Below are 15780 nucleotides of genomic sequence, written 5' to 3' on the forward strand. Positions count from 1 at the left end.
ACCCTTTCGCCCACCCCTCCCAGACGGCAGGATCAGTCCGTGAAGCCAGCCCCCTTCGTGCACCACGCACCGCGCACCGTCGCGGAAGCCGTCACGGCGCTGGCCGAGGTGGGCCACGACGGCAAGGTGCTCGCCGGCGGCCAGAGCCTCATCCCGATCCTCAACATGCGGCTGGCGTCCCCGGCGCACCTGGTCGACATCAATCAGGTCGCCGGGCTCGACGAGGTCACCGTCACCGACGCCGAGGTGCGCGTGGGTGCGTTGGTGCGACACGCGCAGCTCGAGCACAGCGACGAGGCGTATGTCGCGTTGCCGCTGCTGCGCCAGGCCCTGGTCAACGTCGCCCACCCCGTGATCCGCAACCGGGGCACCACGGTCGGCTCGATCGCGCACGCCGACGCCGCCGGCGAGATGCCGGCGATGCTGGCCCTGACCGGCGGGGTCGTCGAAGCCGCCTCGTCGAGCGGCACGCGCGAGATCGCGGTGGCCGACTTCTTCCAGGGAGCTCTGGAGACGTCACTGGCTGCCGACGAGCTGGCGGTCGCGGTGCGGTTCCGCCGGTTCGCCGCCGGCACCGGCACCGCGTTCATGGAGCGGGCCCGCCGGCACGGCGACTACGCCATGGCGGGGGTCGCGGCGGCGGTTCGGGTCGACGACGGGGTGGTGGCCGACGCACTGCTGTCCTTCGTCTCGGTGACCGACGTGCCGACGACCCTCGACGTCACCGATGCCTTCGCCGGCCAGGAGCCGGGTGCGGCGGACTGGTCGACTGCCGCCGACCTGGTCCGCGACGCGATCGAGCCGGACGGCGACATCCACGCCACGGCGGCCTACCGCGCGATGCTGGCCGTCGAGCTGTCTCGCCTGACCCTCGCGCAGGCCGCCGCAGCGTCGCTATCTCATGCAAAAGGCGACCTACCGACCGGCGGTGCGTCGGTATCTCATGCAAAGGGCGACCTACCGACCGGCGGTGCGTCGGTAACTCGCCTTGTGCATGAGTCACCGCCGGGGGGAGTGGCATGACGGAGCACGGGACACCGACTGACGAGTCGGCCGACTCGGCCGAGGAGCTGCTCGATCTCACCGTCGTCGTCAACGGCGTGCCCCGGCACGCGAAGGCGCCGGCACGGCGACTGCTGTCCGACTTCCTGCGTCACGACCTGCGGCTCACCGGCACGCACGTCGGGTGCGAGCACGGAGTCTGCGGGGCCTGCACGGTGCTGGTCGACGGCCAGCCGATGCGGTCGTGCCTCATGTTCGCCGTCACCGCACAGGCCCACGAGGTGACGACGGTCGAGGGGCTCGGCGGCATCGACTCGATGGGTCCCGTGCAGCAGGCCTTCATCGAGTGCCACGGGCTGCAGTGCGGCTTCTGCACCCCGGGCTTCCTCACCACGATCACGGCCTACCTCGAAGACCACCCGCACCCCACGGCCGACGAGGCGCGCGAGGCGATCTCCGGCAACCTCTGCCGCTGCACCGGCTACCAGAACATCGTGAAGTCGGTCCTGCGTGCCGCGGAGCTGAAGGCAGAGCAGCCGTGACCAGCCAGATGTTCGGGGCACCGATGAAGCGTCGCGAGGACCCGCGGCTGGTCACCGGCGGGGGCCGCTACCTCGACGACCTGGGGCACAGTGCCCTCGCGGCGGCCTTCGTCCGCAGCCCGCACGCCCATGCCCGCGTCGTCGACATCGACGTCACCGACGCCCTCGAGGTCGACGGGCTGGTCGGCATCTGGACCCACGAGGACCTGCCCGGACGGGTCGGTGAGCCGCTGCCGCTGCTCATCCCCCACCCGACCCTCACCCACGGGCGCACCCAGTACGCGCTGGCCCGCGACGAGGTGAACTACGTGGGCGAGGCGGTCGTGCTGGTGGTCGCCCGCGACCGCTACACCGCCGAGGACGTCTGCCAGCGGATCCGCGTCGACTACGAGCTGCTCACCCCGGTGGTGGGGGTGGCCAACGCCAGAGAAGGCGAGGCGTTGGTGCACGACGACGTGCCCGGCAACGTCGCCGCCCACATGCTCCAGGAGGTCGGCGACGTCGAGGCGGCCATCGCCGCGGCACCGCACGTCCTCGAGCTGGACCTCGACATCGAGCGCAGCGCCTGCATGCCGATGGAGGGCAAGGGCGTCCTGGCGCGGTGGGACTCCGACAAGGGCGAGCTCCGCATCTTCTCCTCCACCCAGACCTCGACCGGGGTGCGCGCCGCTGTCGCCGCGAAGCTCGACCTCCCCTTGGCCAAGGTCGAGTGCATCGCCCCCGACGTGGGTGGCGGCTTCGGCGTGAAGATCAACCACCCGTGGCCCGAGGAGGTGCTGGTCCCTTGGGCCGCAATGCTTCTCGACCGTGAGGTGAAGTGGACCGAGGACCGCCGCGAGCACTTCATCTCCAGTGCGCACGAGCGCGGCCAGCTCCAGCAGGTGCGGGTCGGGTTCGATGACGAGGGTCGTGTCCTGGGGCTCGACGTCAAGTTCTGGCACGACAACGGCGCCTACACCCCCTACGGGATCATCGTCCCGATCATCACCTCGACCCAGCTGCTCGGCCCCTACAAGCCGGGCGCCTACCGCTGCGAGTTCTGGTCGCTCTACACCAACACCGTGCTGGTCACTCCCTACCGTGGCGCTGGTCGGCCACAGGGCTGCTTCGCGATGGAACGCACCATGGACGCCATCGCCGACCGGCTCGGCCTCGACCGTGCGGAGGTCCGGTCGCGCAACTTCATCCTCCCGAGCGAGATGCCCTACGACCACGGGCTGCTCTTCCAGGACGGGCGACCGCTGAAGTACGACTCCGGCGACTTCCCGGCCAGCCTGGCCAAGCTCAAGGCGCTGGTCGGCTGGGACGACTTCGCCGCCTACCGGGAGCAGGCCGAGTCGGAGGGCCGGCGGGTCGGTCTCGGGATCGGCTGCTACGTCGAGGGCACGGGCGTCGGCCCCTACGAGGGCGGTCACATCCAGATCGAGACGAGCGGCCGGGTCAACGTGTCGACGGGTCTGACCTCGCAGGGCCAGGGCCACGAGACGTCGTTCGCGCAGATCGTCGCGCAGGAGCTCGGGGTGCCGATCGAGGACGTCTTCGTCACGACCGGCGACACCCGTCGGATGCCTTACGCCGTGGGCACTTTCGCGTCGCGGGCAGCTGTGATGAGCGGCAACGCGATCGCCCTCGCCGCCCGCAACGTCCGCGCCAAGGCGCTGCGGATCGCCGCCGATGCGTTGGAGGTCGCGGCCGACGACCTCGAGATCGTCGACGGCGACATCCGCGTCAAGGGCGCCCCCGGCACCCACATGTCGCTCGGCACCGTTTCGGTGATGTCCAACCCGCTCAGATACGCGTTCGACGAGGCGGCCAAGGCAGCCACCCAGTTCGCCGGCAGCGCCGACCCGTCGAAGCCGCCGGTCGCCGACGACGACGAGCCGGGCCTCGAGGGCAAGGACTTCTACTCCCCCACCCAGGCCACCTTCGCCAACGGCATGCACGCGGCGATCGTCGAGACCGACCCGGTCACCGCCGAGGTGAAGATCCTGCGCTACTGCGTGATCCACGACTGCGGCACGATGATCAACCCGATGATCGTCGAGGGCCAGGTGCACGGCGGCGTGGCCCAAGGCGTCGGCGGGGCGCTCTACGAGCGGATGGTCTACGACGAGTCCGGGCAGCTGCTCAACGCGAGCTTCATGGACTTCCTGATGCCCTACGCCTCGGAGGTCCCCCACATCGAGACCGACCATCTCGAGACGCCGTCGCCGCTGAACCCGTTGGGGATCAAGGGCGCCGGCGAGGCCGGGTGCATCCCGGTGACCGCCGTCATCGCGTCGGCGATCGAGGACGCCGAGGGCTTCCCGATCACCTCGATGCCGATCTCACCGGTCGAGCTGTGGGAGCTGCGCCAGCGGCACGCCCGCGGTGAGATCCCCTCGCTGGCCCGCACCCGGCATACCCCGTCGCCTGCGTCGCCCGCCCCCGCCACCGACGCCCAGGAGGCACGATGAAGATCTCCGGCACAGCCGCCCTCAAGGCGACACCGCAGCAGGTGTGGGACGCCTTCCACGACCCCGAGGTGCTGGCCCGCTGCCTCCCCGGCTGCGAGTCCCTCACCGAGGTGGGCCCGGACGAGTACGCCATGACGGTCACCGCCGGCGTCGCCGCGATCAAGGGCACGTATGACGGCAAGGTGGCGCTGCTGGACCCGCACCACCCCGAGCGGTTCACCATGAAGGCGCAGGGAGCCGGCGGTCCCGGCACCGTCGACGCCGACGTGGTCGTGCACCTCGTGCCGTCGGCGTCGGGCGGGACCGACCTGTCGTACGACGCCGACGCGGCGGTCGGCGGGATGATCGGCGGGGTCGGGCAGCGGATGCTGTCGGGCGTGACCCGCAAGATGGCCGGGCAGTTCTTCGAGGCCGTCGACGACGACATCGCCGGGGTGCGCAGGGAGAAGAAGACCAAGCCGGCCGAGGCGCCGTCAGGTCCCCGTCCGATCGAGGTGGTCGGCACGTCCACGGCCGGGCGGAGCGGGCCACGCGACTTCGGCTGGGGCGTGCTGACGGGCGGGGCCGTGGCCGTCGCCGGGGTTATCGTGGGATGGCTGATCGGAGGACGATGATGCGCGCATTCACCGCGGCTGCCATCCAGCTCGCACCGGTCCCCGGACCCCTGTCGCCGGAGTCGGTGCGCAAGAACCTCGACAAGTGCGTCGACTTCACCCGACGCTGCGTCGACGCGACCGGGGCCGAGCTCGTCGTGCTGCCCGAGTCTGCGACGACGGGCTTCACCCCCGACTGCCCGGTCGAGGAGCTGTGGGACCTCGTGTCCGAGCTCCCCGGACCCGTCACCGAGCCGGTGCAGCAGGTCGCCAGGGACCTGGGCGTGTATGTCGTGCTGGGCACCTACGAGCGTGGGCCCGAGCGGGGCGTCGTCTACAACTCCTCGGTGCTGATCGACCGAGGTGGCGAGGTGATCGGGGTCTACCGCAAGACGCACCCCTTCTGCACCGAGCACGTCGACGGCGGCGGGTGGGTCACGCCCGGCAACACCGTGACGGTGTGCGACACCGACCTCGGCAGGATCGGCATGATCATCTGCTTCGACGGCGACTACCCGGAGCTGACCCGCATCCAGGCAGTCCAGGGGGCCGAGGTGATCGCCCGCCCCAGTGCACTGCTGCGGTCGGCCGACATCTGGGAGCTGACCTCGCGGGCGCGGGCCTACGACAACCACGTCTACGTCGTCGGCGCCAACGCCACCGGGGTCGACCCGGCCGGGGTGCTCTACTTCGGCAACTCCCACATCGTCACCCCCAACGCCCACATCGCCGCCAAGGCCGCCTCGCACGAGGGCTGGGTCTCCGCCCTGCTCGACCCGGCCACCGCGCTCGCGTCGCTGACCCCGGGATCGAACATCGGCCAGGGCTTCGACCACCTGCGCGACCGCAACCTCGACCTGATCCGGGCGCACCGCGACGAGCTGGAACGCCCGGCCGAGACCTCGTTCCCCCACTGACCCGGGGCAGCGGCCGGCCTCCACCTCCCCCCGAATCGATGTGGACCCGCGGTGACCTCGGGCGCTTTCACATCGAACCGGCTCAGGCGGTCCGGTCGACCTCGACGTGGTCCGCGGGGCACTCGGACCGGCGACGGGCTAGCGTGACCGGGTGACCGTCCTCCCGCGCAGCACGCCCAGCGAGCAGGGGGTCGACGCGCTCGGCGTGCTCGACCTCGTCGACGCCCTCGAGGCGCAGGGCCACGACCCGCACAGCCTGGTGCTCGCCCGCCACGGTCAGGTCATCGCCCGCGGCTGGTGGGCTCCCTACGCACCCGAGCGGGTCCAGCTGGTCTACTCGCTGAGCAAGACGTTCACGGCCACCGCGGTCGGGGTGCTGGTCGACGAAGGCCGGCTCTCGCTCGACCAGCCGGTGCTCGAGCTCCTGCCGCCCGCAGACCTGCCGGAGGACACCGAGGTCTCGGACCGCTACCGCCGCCTCACCCTCGGGCACTGCCTCACGATGGCCACCGGTCATGACGGGGACGCCTGGGGCCCCGAGGTCACGCAGGCCGCGTCCACACCGCCTGCCGGCGACGAGGACCCGGTGCTGCGTGCCGTCCTGGCCCACGACCCCGAGCACGAACCCGGCACCGCCTGGGCCTACAACCAGGTCGCGACCTACCTGGCCGCCGGGGCGGTGCGGGGGGCGACCGGGGGGTCGGTCCTGTCCCTGCTGCGCGAGCGGGTGCTGCCGCTCCTCGACCCCTCGTCGGTGGACCGGGTCGGCTGGCACCGCACCATCACCGGGCGCGAGCTCGGCTTCTCGGGGATCCACGTCGGCACCGACGCCATCCTGGCTCTCGCCCAGGCCTATCTGGGCGGCGGGGAGGCGGCCGGCCGACGCCTCCTCTCGCCCGAGTGGGTCGCCGCCGCGACTGCCTCGACCGGCCTGCCGAACCGCGAGGAGGCGCCCAACCCGGACTGGACCCAGGGCTACGGCTGCTCGTTCTGGCACGCCCGCCACGGTTTCCGCGGCGACGGTGCCTACGGGCAGTACGCGATCGTCCTGCCGGAGCAGGACATCGCGCTGGCGATCACGTCGGAGACGACCGACATGCAGGCCGTGCTCGACCTCGTCTGGGACCACCTGCTGCCGGCCGTCGGCGAGGTCGACGAGGTGGGCGACGAGCTCGCGGACGCCGCGCTCGAGGAGCGGATGGAGCTGCTGCAGGTGCCTACTCCCGCCTCCACCGCGGACGGCCCCGACGACGCCCGCTGGCGTCGCGCCGGCGACAGCACCTTCCCGGAGGCGTATGCCGCCGTGCGCCTCACCCGCGTGGGCGAGGACGGCGAGACGGCCGACACCGCATACTCGCTCGTCCTGGAGGGGCACGGCGCGGAGGTGACGGTGCCGGTCGGTGACGGGGTGTGGGTCGACTCGACACCCGAGCTGGCCGGACGGGTGCTGCCGTTCTCGGCGGCCGGCGGCTGGGCCGAGGACGGCACGTTCGCGGCCGACCTGCGGCTCATCGAGACGCCGCACACGGTGCGGGTGCGCACCCGCGGCGACGGCACGGTCCACCTGGGCTGGCACGAGGTGCCCCTGCAGACCGACGACCCTCTCTACCTCTCGCTGCGCGGCCCCGCCGCGCCACCCCAGACCTGACGCCGAACGCAGCGGGCCCCCAGGCAGACCGTCTCGGCGTGGACCCGAACAAGGCGCTGTTCCCGGCGGTGCGCGCGTACCGGCTCGTGCGGGCCCACTGACGGCACAGCGCACGTCTCTCCTGTTGGCAACATGTGCCAAGGCGACGGGCCATCCGTGACCGGTTGAATCTCACGCATGGCGCAGCGACGGATCCGGATCGGCATCGACACCGGGGGGACGTTCACCGACGTCGTCGCCTTCGAGGAGGGCACTGGGGAGCTGGTCACGACGAAGACCCCCTCGACGCCGAGCAACCCGGCCGACGGCTTCATCACCGGCGTGCGCAAGGTCCTCGAGCTGATGGGCGCCACCGGCGCCGACGTCACCGCGGTGGCCCACGGCACCACGGTCGCCACCAACAAGCTGCTCGAGGGCAAGGTCGAGCGGCTGGGCTTCATCACCAGCGAGGGCTACGAGTTCATGCTCGAGATCGCCCGGCAGGCGGTGCCCGACGGCTACGGCAACTCCTACTTCTGGGTGAAGCCACCGCGCATCGTCCCCGCTGACGCGGTCCGGACGGTCGGCGGCCGGATGGACTTCCAGGGCAACGAGATCCGTCCGTTCGACGAGGAGTCGGCGGTGGCTGCCGCCCGCTGGTTCCGCGACCGCGGGATCACCACCCTGGGCGTCTGCTTCCTGCACTCCTACGCCGACGACACCCACGAGCTGGCCATGCGTGAGGTGTTGAAGCGCGAGCACCCTGACGCGGTCGTCTCGATCAGCAGCGAGGTGTTGCGCGAGTACCGCGAGTACGAGCGCTCGATGACCACCCTCGTCGACGCGGCCGTGAAGCCGAATGTCAGCCGCTACGTCACCAACATCCAGCACCGGCTCGCCGAGATCGCGCCCCAGGCGGCGTTCTCCATCATGAAGTCGAACGGCGGCGTCCTCTCGGCCGACGAGGTCGTCCACCAGCCGATCACGACAGTGCTCTCCGGGCCGGCGGCCGGCGCGCTGGGCGCCGGGCTGATCGCGAAGCGGGCCGGCTTCCCGAAGGTGCTGACCTGCGACGGAGGCGGCACCTCGACCGATGTCTCGGTCGTCCTCGACGGCGAGCCCACGCTGACCACGGAGGGCACGGTCGGCGCCTACCCGAGCAAGATCCCGATGATCGACGTGGTGACCGTGGGCGCCGGTGGCGGGTCCGTCGCCTGGGTCTCCCCCGAGGGGACGCTGAAGGTCGGCCCGCACTCGGCCGGGGCAGACCCGGGCCCGCTCTGCTACGCCAAGGGCGGCACCGAGCCGACCATCACCGACGCGCACGTCGTGCTCGGCCGCATCCCTCCGCACCTGCTGGGCGGCGAGATCCCGCTTGACGTCGAGGCGGCACGGGCCGGAGTCGACGCCCTGGCGGCCACCCTCGGCATCGACCCGGTCCGCTGCGCCACCGGCATCCTCGAGATCTCGGCCTGGAACCAGGCCAACGCGCTGCGCCAGGTCTCGGTCAAGCGCGGCCTCGACGTCCGTGACTTCATGCTCACGACGTTCGGCGGCTCGGGGTCGCTGCTCGCCTGCCGGCTCGTCGACATCCTCGACCTCGCCGGGGTGGTCGTCCCACAGAACCCCGGCAACGTCAGCGCATTCGGCCTGCTCACCGTCGACGTGAAGAACGACTACGTGCAGACCATGGTGGCCAAGCACGCCGCCCTCGACCACGCAGCGGTGCAGAAGACCTTCGACGAGCTCACCGACCGCGCCGCCAGAGCCCTTGACGGAGAAGGCTTTCCGCGCGACGCCCACCGCTACGCCCGCACCGTCGACCTGCGCTACTTCGGCCAGGCCTTCGAGGTGCGCGTCGCCGCGCCCGACGGTCCGGTCGACGAGGCGTATGCCGCGCAGGTCGCCTCCGCGTTCCACGAGGCACACCGGGCGCTCTACGGCTACGACTTCGCCGCCGACCCGAGCCAGCAGGTCGAGTGGGTGAACCTGCGGGTGACCGGCGTGGGTCCGATCACCCGTCCCGAGCTGCGTGAGCTGCCGTCCCGCGACCCCGGCGACCCCGGGTCGTTGAGCGGTCCGACAGACCAGGACCCGTCGGATCGCTCTACGACCCGCGTCCGGCGGGTCTGCTTCGACGCCGACGAGGGGTATGTCGTGACTCCCGTCCTGTGGCGACCCGACCTCCGTGCCGGCGACACCTTCCAGGGCCCGGCCATCGTCGAGGAGTTCGGGTCGACCGTGCCGGTGCACCCCGGCTTCTCCGTCCACGTCGACACCATCGGCAACCTCGTCATCACCAAGGAGTCCTGATGGCCAACAGCGCGGGCCTCCCCACCGCATACGAGCACGGCAACCGGCTGACCCCGCAGGGCACCAAGGTCGACCCGATCCTCGTCGAGATCGTCCAGGGCACGCTGGCGAGCGTCGAGATGGAGGTCGAGACCGCCATCGCCCGCACCAGCCGCTCGCCGATGATCCGCGATGCGCACGACTTCCGGGCGGGCATTCACGACCGGCAGCTCCGCAAGCTCACCGGCCGCTCCTACAGCGCGCTGGTGCACCCGATCGTCCGCGACTACCCCCTCGCGGAGATGGCCGAGGGTGATGTCTTCTTCCACAACGACGTCTACGAGTCCGAGGGTGGCATCGGCCACCTGCCCGACCTCTGCGTCACGGTGCCGGTCTTCAGCGGTGGCGAGGTGGTGGCCTTCGTGCAGGCGTTCGGCCACCACGACGACATCGGTGGCGCGGTGCCCGGGTCGATGCCGAGCAATGCCACCAGCGTCCACGAGGAGGGCTTGGCAGTCCCGCCGATCAAGCTGTGGGACAAGGGAGTTCCCAACAAGGCTGCCCTGCGGATCATGACCCGCAACAGCCGGATGCCCGACTCCCTGGCGGCCGACCTCGACGCCGAGTGCTCGGCCTGCCTGATGGGCGCCCGGCGGCTGTCCGAGCTGTTCGAGCGCTATGGACGCGACACCATCGAGGCGACCTTCGACACCATCCTCGACCAGACCACCGAGACCTACCGGCGCGAGATCCTGTCGAAGATCCCCGACGGCACCTACGTCTGGGAGGACTACGCCGAGCACGACGGCGTCGACGAGCCGATGCTGCACACCCAGCGGATCACGCTCACCAAGGTCAGTGACGCGCCCGCCGACCCCGAGAACGGCCGCCCCGCCGGGCCGCGCCTGATCGTCGACTTCACCGGCACGGCGCCCCAGGCCAAGGGGCCGATCAACCACTGCGGCGACTACGTGGGCGGCAACTTCCTCAAGAAGTGGCTGGCCCCGATCCTGCGCAACCTCGCCGACACCCCGGAGCGGATGGCCGAGCTCGACGTCAACGAGGGCGTGGTCCCGCTGATCGAGATGCGCTTCCCCGACAAGGGCACGCTGCTGACACCGATCTTCCCGGCACCGACCAACGCCCGGACCTTCGTGATCCTGCGGCTGCTGGGCGTGCTGGCCGGCGTCGTGGCCAAGGCGGTCGACGGCAAGATGCCGGCCGACCAGGAGACGATCCGCTACACCGGCGTCTACGGCAAGGACCGCGACGGCAGCGACTACCTCATGCGCGAGGTGCTCGGGGGCGGGTCGGGTGGGCGTTACTACGCCGACGGCGAGGACACCATCCATGTGGTGCCCGACTCGCGCAACCTGCCGACCGAGTTCACCGAGAGCCGGTTCCCGTTCATCGTCGAGCGGCTCGGGCTCGCCGTCGACTCCGGTGGTGCCGGGCGCTACCGCGGCGGCCTGGGCTACGAGAAGCACATCCGGATGCTCAAGGACGCCCATTTCATGTCCATCGCCGACCGCTCGATCCTCGCCTGCTGGGGGGTCAAGGGCGGCAAGGCCGGTATGCCGTTCAACGTCACCATCGACGTCGGTGGTCCGGACGAGCGGGAGGTCGACGCGCTGGCCGATGCCGAGCCGGTCAAGGCCGGGCAGGTGATCCGCATCCGCACCACCGGGGGCGGAGGATGGGGCGACCCGCTCGACCGGCCCTATGCCGACGTCGAACGCGACCTGCGCTGGGGCAAGGTGTCCTTCGAGGGTGCGCGGACGGCATACGGCGTGGTCGCGACGGGGAGCAAGGACGCGCCGGCGGTGGACGTCGGGGCGAGCGATGCACTGCGCGAGCAGCTGCGCGGGGCGCGCCCGGAGGCGGCACCGTTCTTCGACCGTGGGCCGGGTTACGCCCACCTGGCCGACGGCAAGGACGCCGCCGACGTCGACTGGCTCTGACGACCGCGCACCGCTCCCCCCGCCCACCCGAGCGCCCGCTGTGGCAACCTGCTGACGTGACCCTTCCTCGCCCCGAGATCGACCCCGACGGCCTGCTCGAGTACTCGGTGGTCTTCACCGACCGCTCGCTCAACCACATGTCGAAGCGTTTCGTCGGCGTGATGCAGGACATCGTCGACGTGCTTCGGACGACGTACTCGGCGCACACCGTCGCGGTCGTGCCGGGTGGCGGCACGTACGCGATGGAAGCCGTCGCCCGACAGCTCGCCACCGGCCGCCGGTGCCTGGTCGTGCGGAACGGCTTGTTCTCCTACCGCTGGTCGCAGATCCTCGAGGCCGGCGCGATCGCCAGCGACGTGACGGTGTGCCGTGCCCGCCCGGCCGCGGACGAGCCGCAGGCCCCCTGGTCGCCGGCACCCGTTGCGGAGGTGGTCGAGGCGATCGAGCGGGACCGCCCGTCGGTCGTCTTCGCAGCGCACGTCGAGACGGCGGCCGGCATCCTGCTGCCGGACGACTACGTCCGAGCGATCGCCGACGCGACGCATGCGGTCGGCGGGCTCTTCGTGCTCGACTGCATCGCCTCGGGTGCGCTCTGGGTCGACATGGCGGACCTGCACGTCGACGTGCTGCTCAGCGCTCCCCAGAAGGGCTGGAGCGGGTCACCGTGCGCGGGGTTCGTGATGCTGTCTGAGTCGGCCCGCGAAGCCGTCATGGCGACCACGTCGACGAGCTTCGCTGTCGACCTGCAGAAGTGGCTGACCATCACCGAGGCCTACACCGAGGGGCAGACGCCGTACCACGCGACGATGCCCACCGACTCGCTCGCGCGCGACGCCGCGATCATGGTCGAGACCCGTTCGCTGGGTCTCGAGGTGCTGCGCGAGGCCCAGGTGTCCTTGGGTTCGCGGGTGCGCGAGCTGCTGGTGTCCCGTGGCTTTCCCTCTGTCGCCGCAACGGAATTCGCAGCTCCGAGCGTGGTCGTCTCGTTCACCGACGACCCGGAGATCCGCACCGGTGCCCGGTTCAAGCGCGGCGGGCTGCAGGTCGCTGCAGGCGTGCCGCTGATGTGCGGCGAGCGCGACGACTTCTCGACGTTCCGCGTGGGCCTCTTCGGCCTCGACAAGCTGACCGACGTCGACGGCACGGTCGAGCGCCTGGATGCCCACCTGGACGGCTAGCGCCGGGACGCGACCGGGTCCGATCGCTGGGACCAGCGGGAAGAACGGTGGGGTGTGCGTGGTTGCGCCGAGTATGACCGATCTTGTCGACCGCACCATCGCGGCCCTGCGTGCCAACCACGAGACTCTCGCCGATCTGGTGCCGACCCTGTCCGACGACGACCTGGCCAAGCCAAGTGGAGCGACGGAGTGGAGCGTGGCCCAGGCTCTCTCACACCTCGGCAGTGGTGCGGAGATCGGCCGCAAGCCCATTGCGGCTGCCGCGGGCGAGCCTGTGGATGCTGAGGAGAACCAAGCCGTCTGGGCACGCTGGAACGCAGCTTCCCCGGCCGACCAGGCAGCTGAGTTCGTGAAGCACAACGAGGCGTACCTCGACACCGTCGAGGCGCTCAGCCCTGCGCAACGCGAAGACCTGCGGGTGGACCTGGGCTTCCTGCCAGAGCCCGTGCCGCTGTCGGTCGCGCTCGGAATGCGGCTCAACGAGGTCGCGAACCATGCGTGGGACGTGCGCGTCGGTGTCGACCAGACGGCCACCGTGGACGCCGAGTCTGCCGAGCTGCTCGTGGAGCTCTTCCGGGGACCACTGGGCTTCCTGTTGGGCTTCTCCGCCAAGGCGAACGAGATCGACCACGAGGTCCGCCTGGCCATCCCGGGCGGCGCCGTCGAGATCACCGACGCGGTCGCCGTGACCGAGTCAGCCGATGACCCGACGGCCGTGTTCGACGCCGCACCGGAGGCTGTCGTGCGGTTGCTCAGCGGCCGGCTCCGCCCCCAGCACGCCGGCGGCGTCGCCGTCACGGGCAACGTCACCCTGGACGAGCTGCGGAAGGTGTTCCCCGGCTACTAGCCCTGGTCCGGTGGGGAGAGGCCGCGCGCGAGCTGAGTTGCCGCGACCGCCACGACGGCAACGCATCGCAAGAAGCCGTCCCCCTTGCCCCCGTCGCGACCTGCACCTATCTTGTGTCGCATGGTACCCGGCGACGACGCGATCCTGACGCACCTGCGTCGTGGGGCGTTGGAGCACTGCGTGCTGGCCATGCTCGAACACGACGAGCTCTACGGACTCGACATCGCCCGGCGCCTGACTGCCGACGGGGTGCTGATGTCGAGCGAGGGGACGCTCTATCCCCTCCTCGCCCGACTGCGCAAGGCTGGCCTGGTCGACACCAGCTGGCAGGAGTCGGTCGAGGGACCACCCCGCCGCTACTACTCGCTCACCAGCGACGGGCACGCTTCGCTCGCCGCCTTCAAACGCACCTGGAAACCATTCCGCGACGCGGTCGACACCGCCCTCCGAGGGGGACAACCATGAGCTCATCCACCACGCACCCGTTGGTCGGGTCCTACCTGCGCGACCTCGAGCTGCTGTTGCACGGCGTCGAGGCGGGCGAGCGGGCGGAGGTGCTTGCCGGGGTGCGCGAGCACCTCGACGGCACCCTCGCCCCCGGCGCCGACGACACGGCGGTCCTGGCCGCCCTCGACGAGCTGGGCTCGCCGCAGGCCATTGCCGACGAGGCGTATGCCGGCCGGCCGGCCACGCCGCCGGCGTCACCTCCTCGTCCGGGCGCCATGTCGAGGGCGTGGGTCCCGGTGACCGTCGGCGTACTGCTGGGTCTGGCGCTGCTGGTGACGGTCCTGGTGATCGGATCCCTCGGCAGCTACGCGACCAGCGACGGCCTGTCGTCCGACGGCACCACCGTCGTCGATCCGGAGGTCCAGTTCACCAGCCCCGGCCCGGGCGGCGTGGTGATCGGGTTGTTGGCATCGTGGTTCTTCTGGGTGCCCGCGACGATCCTGACCCTGGCATCGCCGCTCTGGACGAACCGCCAGAAGGTGACCCTCTGCCTGCTGACCCCACTCGCCCTCGTCGCACTGGTCGCCCTCCCCACCATCGGCTGGCAGTCGTCGCACACCGAGCTCGGCATCAACCTCGGGGCATGGACGTCCTTGGCGCTCGTGCTGCTCGGGGGCGGCGTCCTGGTGTGGCGCCTGTGCCGCGCCGCGGCCCGGAAGACCGCACCATGAGCGCGCCGCTGGATGGCATCGTCGTCATCGACCTGTCGCGCGCCCTGGCCGGCCCCCACGCGGCGATGATGCTGGGCGACATGGGCGCTCGCGTCATCAAGGTCGAGTCGCCCGGCACCGGGGACGACACCCGCGGGTGGGGGCCGCCGTTCGTCGGCCCCGACGACGAGCCCATCTCCACCTACTTCCTCGCCGCCAACCGCAACAAGGAGTCGATCACCCTCGACCTCAAGTCCGACGACGGGCGCGACGTCCTCACCGGGCTGGTCCGGCGGGCCGACGTCCTCGTCGAGAACTTCCGCCCCGGTGTGATGGACCGGCTCGGCTTCGGCAACGAGCAGCTGCACGAGCTGAACCCGCGACTCGTCGTGCTGAGCATCAGCGGGTTCGGCCACGACGGCCCACAGGGCGGGCGCGCCGGTTACGACCAGATCGCCCAGGGCGAGTCCGGGCTGATGTCGGTCACCGGCCCCGACGCGGACACACCGCAACGGGTCGGCGTGCCGATCGGCGACCTGCTCGCGGGCATGTACGGCGCCTACGGCGTGGTCACCGCGCTGCACGAGCGCAACACCACCGGTGTCGGGCGGGTCGTCCGCACCAGCCTGCTCGCCGCCCTCGTCGGGGCGCACGCGTTCCAGGGCACCGCCTACACCGTTGCCGGGCACGTCGGGCGCGCCCAGGGCAACCACCACCCGTCCCTCTCCCCCTATGGCCTCTTCCACTGCCAGGACGGCGACATCCAGGTGGCCTGCGGTAGCGAGTCGTTGTGGCGCAAGCTCGCCGAGGCGTTCGACCTCGACCCGGCCGCGCCCGGCATGGCCACCAACCGCGAGCGCACCGTCAACCGCGACCAGGTGACCGCCGCGCTCAACGCCGCCTTCGCGGCATACCCGCTCGCCGAGCTGCTGCCCCGCCTCGCCGAGCTGGGCATCCCGGCCGGGGAGGTGCGCACCATCGACCGCGTCTACGACTGGAACCAGACCCGCTCGCAGGGCCTCGTGCTCGACGTCGACCACCCCGTGCTCGGCCACATCGAGCTGCCCGGTCCGCCGATCCGCTTCGACGACAACGGGTATGCCGGTGGGCGCAGCGAGCACGCCGCGCCCCCGATGCTCGACCAGCACGGCGACAGCATCCGCGCCTGGCTCGCCGACGGGACCTGACGGTTCGAGGTGATATCCGAC

Annotated in this window: 13 protein-coding genes; all 13 read left to right on the forward strand. The window is 71.1% G+C overall.

Annotation, left to right across the window (positions count from 1 at the left end; genetic code table 11):
• Positions 1-39: 39 nt before the first annotated feature.
• The 13 genes from BLQ34_RS10255 (at position 40) to BLQ34_RS10315 (ending at position 15759) form a co-directional block, all read left to right on the forward strand.
• Complete coding sequence (locus BLQ34_RS10255) at positions 40-1023, forward strand: FAD binding domain-containing protein (RefSeq protein ID WP_091784895.1); 984 nt, start codon at positions 40-42, stop codon at positions 1021-1023.
• Positions 1020-1544 (forward strand): (2Fe-2S)-binding protein, encoded by a 525-nt coding sequence (locus BLQ34_RS10260; RefSeq protein ID WP_091784898.1) that lies wholly within the window; start codon positions 1020-1022, stop codon positions 1542-1544. Before BLQ34_RS10255 ends, BLQ34_RS10260 begins: the two co-directional genes overlap by 4 nt.
• On the forward strand, positions 1541-4000 hold the full coding sequence (gene cutA, locus BLQ34_RS10265) for an aerobic carbon-monoxide dehydrogenase large subunit (RefSeq protein WP_091784901.1): 2460 nt from the start codon (positions 1541-1543) through the stop codon (positions 3998-4000). Before BLQ34_RS10260 ends, cutA begins: the two co-directional genes overlap by 4 nt.
• Positions 3997-4614 carry an SRPBCC family protein gene (locus BLQ34_RS10270; RefSeq protein ID WP_091784903.1) on the forward strand — a complete coding sequence of 206 codons (618 nt, stop codon included), beginning with the start codon at positions 3997-3999 and terminating at the stop codon, positions 4612-4614. Before cutA ends, BLQ34_RS10270 begins: the two co-directional genes overlap by 4 nt.
• A complete protein-coding gene (locus tag BLQ34_RS10275) occupies positions 4593-5510 on the forward strand; it encodes a carbon-nitrogen hydrolase family protein (RefSeq protein WP_231961029.1) in 918 nt (305 codons plus the stop codon). Before BLQ34_RS10270 ends, BLQ34_RS10275 begins: the two co-directional genes overlap by 22 nt.
• 151 nt (positions 5511-5661) lie before the next feature.
• Positions 5662-7158 carry a serine hydrolase domain-containing protein gene (locus BLQ34_RS10280; RefSeq protein ID WP_091784909.1) on the forward strand — a complete coding sequence of 499 codons (1497 nt, stop codon included), beginning with the start codon at positions 5662-5664 and terminating at the stop codon, positions 7156-7158.
• Positions 7159-7335: 177 nt separating this feature from the next.
• Entirely contained in the window at positions 7336-9450 is a 2115-nt protein-coding gene (locus BLQ34_RS10285) for a hydantoinase/oxoprolinase family protein (RefSeq protein ID WP_091784911.1), read from the forward strand.
• Positions 9450-11390: a hydantoinase B/oxoprolinase family protein gene (locus BLQ34_RS10290; protein ID WP_091784913.1), complete on the forward strand. Its 1941-nt coding sequence runs from the start codon at positions 9450-9452 to the stop codon at positions 11388-11390. The genes BLQ34_RS10285 and BLQ34_RS10290 overlap by 1 nt, the downstream gene beginning before the upstream one ends.
• A gap of 56 nt (positions 11391-11446) precedes the next feature.
• Positions 11447-12568 (forward strand): aminotransferase class V-fold PLP-dependent enzyme, encoded by a 1122-nt coding sequence (locus BLQ34_RS10295; RefSeq protein WP_091784916.1) that lies wholly within the window; start codon positions 11447-11449, stop codon positions 12566-12568.
• A gap of 73 nt (positions 12569-12641) precedes the next feature.
• Positions 12642-13415, forward strand: a complete 774-nt coding sequence (locus BLQ34_RS10300; RefSeq protein ID WP_091784918.1) for a maleylpyruvate isomerase family mycothiol-dependent enzyme — start codon at positions 12642-12644, stop codon at positions 13413-13415.
• 120 nt (positions 13416-13535) lie between these two features.
• Positions 13536-13880 (forward strand): PadR family transcriptional regulator, encoded by a 345-nt coding sequence (locus tag BLQ34_RS10305; RefSeq protein WP_091784921.1) that lies wholly within the window; start codon positions 13536-13538, stop codon positions 13878-13880.
• The gene (locus BLQ34_RS10310) at positions 13877-14593 is read left to right on the forward strand and encodes an HAAS signaling domain-containing protein (protein WP_091784923.1); all 717 of its coding nucleotides are present in this window, start codon (positions 13877-13879) and stop codon (positions 14591-14593) included. The genes BLQ34_RS10305 and BLQ34_RS10310 overlap by 4 nt, the downstream gene beginning before the upstream one ends.
• Positions 14590-15759, forward strand: coding sequence for a CaiB/BaiF CoA transferase family protein (locus tag BLQ34_RS10315; protein ID WP_091789785.1), 1170 nt, complete (start codon positions 14590-14592; stop codon positions 15757-15759). Before BLQ34_RS10310 ends, BLQ34_RS10315 begins: the two co-directional genes overlap by 4 nt.
• The last annotated feature ends 21 nt before the right edge of the window (positions 15760-15780 follow it).

Origin of the sequence: Pedococcus dokdonensis, assembly GCF_900104525.1 — a bacterium.
GTDB classification, from domain to species: Bacteria; Actinomycetota; Actinomycetes; order Actinomycetales; family Dermatophilaceae; genus Pedococcus; species Pedococcus dokdonensis.

Bases quoted from the DNA above. Each gene is read 5' to 3' on its own strand.
- BLQ34_RS10305 (WP_091784921.1), top strand. From the start codon at position 13,536: ATGGTACCCGGCGACGACGCGATCCTGACGCACCTGCGTCGTGGGGCG.
- BLQ34_RS10275 (WP_231961029.1), top strand. From the start codon at position 4,593: ATGGCTGATCGGAGGACGATGATGCGCGCATTCACCGCGGCTGCCATC.
- BLQ34_RS10300 (WP_091784918.1), top strand. From the start codon at position 12,642: ATGACCGATCTTGTCGACCGCACCATCGCGGCCCTGCGTGCCAACCAC.
- BLQ34_RS10310 (WP_091784923.1), top strand. From the start codon at position 13,877: ATGAGCTCATCCACCACGCACCCGTTGGTCGGGTCCTACCTGCGCGAC.
- BLQ34_RS10260 (WP_091784898.1), top strand. From the start codon at position 1,020: ATGACGGAGCACGGGACACCGACTGACGAGTCGGCCGACTCGGCCGAG.
- BLQ34_RS10285 (WP_091784911.1), top strand. From the start codon at position 7,336: ATGGCGCAGCGACGGATCCGGATCGGCATCGACACCGGGGGGACGTTC.
- BLQ34_RS10290 (WP_091784913.1), top strand. From the start codon at position 9,450: ATGGCCAACAGCGCGGGCCTCCCCACCGCATACGAGCACGGCAACCGG.
- BLQ34_RS10315 (WP_091789785.1), top strand. From the start codon at position 14,590: ATGAGCGCGCCGCTGGATGGCATCGTCGTCATCGACCTGTCGCGCGCC.
- BLQ34_RS10270 (WP_091784903.1), top strand. From the start codon at position 3,997: ATGAAGATCTCCGGCACAGCCGCCCTCAAGGCGACACCGCAGCAGGTG.